At 65.1% G+C, this 4,378-nt stretch carries 5 protein-coding genes; all 5 read right to left on the bottom strand.

Features of this window, described 5'->3' with window-relative positions:
- Nucleotides 1-171 precede the first annotated feature (171 nt).
- Nucleotides 172-1,197 carry an acyltransferase family protein gene (locus AC3AYF_RS18545; RefSeq protein ID WP_295041146.1) on the bottom strand — a complete coding sequence of 342 codons (1,026 nt, stop codon included), beginning with the start codon at nt 1,195-1,197 and terminating at the stop codon, nt 172-174.
- Nucleotides 1,198-1,359: 162 nt separating this feature from the next.
- Nucleotides 1,360-2,316, bottom strand: a complete 957-nt coding sequence (gene coaA, locus AC3AYF_RS18550; protein ID WP_487780162.1) for a type I pantothenate kinase — start codon at nt 2,314-2,316, stop codon at nt 1,360-1,362.
- Nucleotides 2,317-2,365: 49 nt separating this feature from the next.
- A complete protein-coding gene (locus tag AC3AYF_RS18555; RefSeq protein ID WP_295041148.1) occupies nt 2,366-2,854 on the bottom strand; it encodes a GNAT family N-acetyltransferase in 489 nt (162 codons plus the stop codon).
- A complete protein-coding gene (panC, locus tag AC3AYF_RS18560) occupies nt 2,847-3,725 on the bottom strand; it encodes a pantoate--beta-alanine ligase (protein ID WP_295041149.1) in 879 nt (292 codons plus the stop codon). The genes AC3AYF_RS18555 and panC overlap by 8 nt, the downstream gene beginning before the upstream one ends.
- On the bottom strand, nt 3,725-4,378 hold a 654-nt coding region (gene panB / locus AC3AYF_RS18565), incomplete at its 5' end, for a 3-methyl-2-oxobutanoate hydroxymethyltransferase (RefSeq protein ID WP_295041150.1). The genes panC and panB, both read right to left, overlap by 1 nt.

Raw genomic sequence — 4,378 nt, forward strand, 5'->3', positions numbered from 1 at the left:
CAAGGTGCTCGACATCGACAACCGCAATCGCGTTAAGCTGTCGATCAAGGAGATCACCCCGGAAGAGAAGGCGGCCTTCGAGGCGACCCTCGTCACCGAAGCGTGACCCCCCGGCGGTAACCGCCAACGCCCGGTCTGCGCCATGCAGGCCGGGCGTTTTTCATGGGCGGCTCATGCCGCGGCGGCCAGGGGGCGCGGCGCAGGCAGGCGTCGCTTGAGCTGGCGGGAGAGTTTCTTCTCCACGAATTCGTAGCTGAGCCAGGAGCAGAGCGCGATGACGGGCAGGCAGATCGCCAGCGCCAGGTAGGGGGCCAGGCCGAACTGCTCGGTCAGCACGTAGTTGCCCGACCACAGTACGATCACATGCAGCAGGTAGGTGGAGTAGGACCAATCCCCCATCGCCTTGAACACCCGGTTGTTGCCGATACGGGACTCCATCCCGATGAAGGCGACCACCAGCAGCGCGCTCGGCAGACCCCAGGCGAGAAACCTCAGCGCACCGGACGGATCGTTGAAATGGAGGATCGTGGCGCTGCTGGCCAGCGCCAGCGCGATCGGCCACCGGCGTCCCTGGGGCAGTCCGTAGCGTCTGTAGATGGCGCCGATGCCCATGCCCAGCAGGAATTCGAAGATGATCGGGTCGGTGTAGAAGTTGCTGATGAACGGCTGGTGGGCAAACAGCGTATTGATGACTACGATCGCCAGCACCACGCTCCAGAGCCGCCATTCGCGCTTGAGCATCAGCGAGGCCGCGAACACCACGTAGAACAGCATCTCGAAGTTGAGCGTCCAACCCACCGGCAGGATGGGATAGTAGCCGTAGCCGGCGGGGTTCTCCGTGGGCAGGAAAAACAGCGACATGATCAGGCCCTTGAGACTGAGGCCGTACTCCGGCATGACGTTGCTGGTGAAGTAGATGATCGCGGCGGTGATCAGCGTATAGAGCCAGTAGGCGGGCACGATCCGGACGAGCCGGTGCAGCAGGAACTGTGGCATCGTCAGCCGTTTGCCGCGGCTGGAGACGTAGATGATGAAGCCACTGATGACGAAGAAGATATCCACACCCACCTGGCCGCGGGTGGAGAAGAGGTACTCGACCCAGTTGTCCGCCTCGAAGCTGAAGAAGACCTGCATGAAGTGGTGGAAGACGACGATCCATGCCGCCAGGGCGCGTAACGCCTGTACCGAAATGAGCATCCCTCGGAGTCCTTGCCCAGAAGTCTAAGACGCCTCTTGAGAAGGGTGGATGCCGAAAAAGTTCGACGCCCTTACGCAAAATGACAAAACGCTGTTTCTATTTGCAGCCTGTCGCGCCGGTTCTCTGGCGCGTCACCGCTGACCCGTCGGGTCGGCCACGGCTCACAGCTTCCGCAGCGCCACCTGCTCCACCAGATGGTCGCGACCCTTGCGCAGGATCAGATCGGCGCGTGGGCGCGTGGGCAGTATGTTCTCGCGCAGGTTGCGGCGGTTGATGTCACGCCACAGCCCTTCGGCGATCTCGAGCGCCGCCGGCTCGTCGATCTGGGCATAGCGGTGGAAGAACGAATCGGCGTTCTGGAAGGCGGTCTGCCGCAGCAGCTTGAAGCGCTCCAGGTACCAGTCGTGTATGTGAGCTTCCTCGGCATCGATGTAGATCGAGAAGTCGAAGAAGTCGGAGACGAACGGCACCATCTTGCCGTCTTCCGGGAGGTCGCGGACCTGCAGTACGTTGATGCCCTCGACGATCAGGATGTCGGGGCGGTCGACGATCTGGTATTCGCTATCGCGCACGTCGTAGGTCAGGTGCGAGTAGAGCGGCGCCCGGACATTGCGGGCTCCGGCCTTGATCCACGACAGGAAGCGCAGCAGGGCGCCGATATCGTAACTCTCCGGGAAGCCCTTGCGGGCCATCAGCTCCTTGTCGCGCAGCGTGGCGTTGGGATAGAGGAAGCCGTCGGTGGTGACCAGGTCGACCTTGGGGCTCGACGGCCAGCGCGCCAGCAGTTCCTTGAGGATGCGCGAGGTGGTCGATTTGCCCACCGCGACGGAGCCCGCGATGCCGATGATGAACGGCGTCTTCTGGGTGTCGTCGATGTCCAGGAAGCGTTTGCGCTGGGCGTACAGCCGCTGGCTCGCCTCGACGTAGGAGGAGAGCAGGCGTGACAGCGACAGATAGATCCGTCGCACCTCGCCCAGGTCGATCGGGTCGTTGAGCGAGCGCAGCCGCTGCAACTCTTCCGCCGATAGCGTCTGCGGCGTATCGGCTCGAAATTCGGCCCACTGCTCGGCCGTGTAGAACTGATACGGGGAGAAGGGGTCCGGGCTCAATTGATTCATCGTGTCTCTTTCACTGTCGAACCGCCGCGTGGTCGGTACGCTGCAGGGGCTAGGGGACGTCATTGTCGACATTCGCGGCAAATTGTCTCAGTTGCATGGGGCGAATGCCACGCGAATCGGCGCTGCCGCAATCGGTGAAACCCAGTCGCCGATAGAGATCGATCGCCGCTTGGTTGTCGGTGAAGACGTTGAGCGTCACGCGCGCGGCGCGGCGCTGGCGGGCTTCGTCCAGCAGGTGACGGCACAGCGCTTCGCCAAGCCCCTGGCGTCTGCGCGATGGCGACACGATGATGCGGGCCAGATGATAGTGGCGCTCGCCTTTGACGACGAGCTGGCCGAAGGCGAGCGGCTCGCTGCCGGAGACGAGGCAGAACGAGAGCAGGCCGCCGCCGTCGATTTCCCGCCATAGCCTGGCGCCATTCGTCGGCCACGACAGGCCGGGGCCAGCCCAGCGCTCCAGCGCCCGTGCCGTTCCGATCCATTCGGCGATGCGGGCAAGGTCCGTTGGCAGCGCCGGACGCCAGCGGTCGTCAGCCATGGCGGATGCCGCTTCCGGCCGGCCGCGGCAAGGAGACGGCCAGGTTGTCGATCAGTCGCGTCGAGCCCAGATAGACCGCCCCCAGCAGGCGGCCTTCGGCATGGCGAGCGATATCGAACGGGGCCAGGGAGGGTCCGCGGATCTCCAGGTAGTCGATTCGAAATCCGGATGCCTGTAGCGCTTGCCTGGCCTCCGAGAGCGCGGCGTCGGGTGCTCGGCCGCTGGTCAACGCATCGCGGCAGCGCGACAGCTCCCGGTGGAAGGCGGGCGCCAGAGCCCGGTCGTCGGCACCGAGATAGCCGTTGCGCGACGACAGCGCGAGGCCGTCCTCGGCACGAACGGTCGGCACGCCGACGATCTCGATCGGGAAATGCAGGTCGGCCACCAGCTTGCGGATGACGGCCAGTTGCTGGAAGTCCTTCTCGCCGAAACAGGCGATGTCCGGCTGCACCAGGTGGAACAGCAGCGAAACCACCGTGGCGACGCCATCGAAGTGGCCGAGGCGGCTGCCGCCGCAAAGCCCTTCGGAGACGTCCGGCACGTGGACCTGGGTCTGCGTCTCGAGTCCGTCGGGATAGAGCGTCTCGACGCCGGGGGCGAAGAGGAGATCGCAGTCGTGCGCCGCCAGCTTGTCGCGGTCGCTTTCGAGGGTGCGCGGATACTGGCCGAAGTCCTCGCCAGCGCCGAACTGCAGCGGGTTGACGAACAGCGTGGCGACCACCACGTCGGCGAGCCCCCGGGCCCGATCGACCAGGGCCAGGTGGCCGGCGTGGAGATTGCCCATGGTCGGCACCAGCGCGATGCGCCGCCCGGCCATTCGGTGGGCCCGCAGGGTCTCTTGCAGCGGCGCGATATCATGCAGCGTCTGCATCAGAAACAGTGCTCCTCGGCCGGAAAGCGACGGGATTTGACCGCTTCGTCATAGGCGCGGAACGCCGACTCGATACTCTCCTGGCCGGGTAGAAAATTCTGCACGAAGCGTGGCACATAGCCACTGTTGAGCCCCAGCGTGTCGTGCATGACCAGGATCTGCCCATCCACGTCCGGGCCGGCACCGATGCCGATGACGGGCGCGGCGACGGCGTCCCTGACCGCTTTGCCCACGGCCCGGGGCACGCACTCCAGCAGGATGACGGCGGCGCCGGCCTCGACCAGTCGCTGGGCATCGTCGACGATGCGCTGGGCCGCATCGGCGGCCCTGCCTTGAACCTTGAACCCGCCGAGCTGGTGGACGCTCTGCGGGGTCAACCCGAGATGGGCGCAGACGGGAACGCCACGGCACGTGAGTTCGCGGATGCCGTCGGCCATCCAGGCTTCGCCCTCGATCTTGATCAGTTCGGCGCCGGCGCGCATCAGCTCACCCGCGTCGCGCAGCAGTTGACCGATATCGGCGTTGCTCATGAACGGGAGATCGACCATCAGCAGGCTTCGCTGCTTGCCCCGTGCCACGCAGGTGGTGTGATAGCGGATGTCTTCCAGGGTGACGGGCAGGGTGCTGGCGTGTCCCTGCAATACCATGCCCAG

The organism is Salinicola sp. (assembly GCF_982684285.1).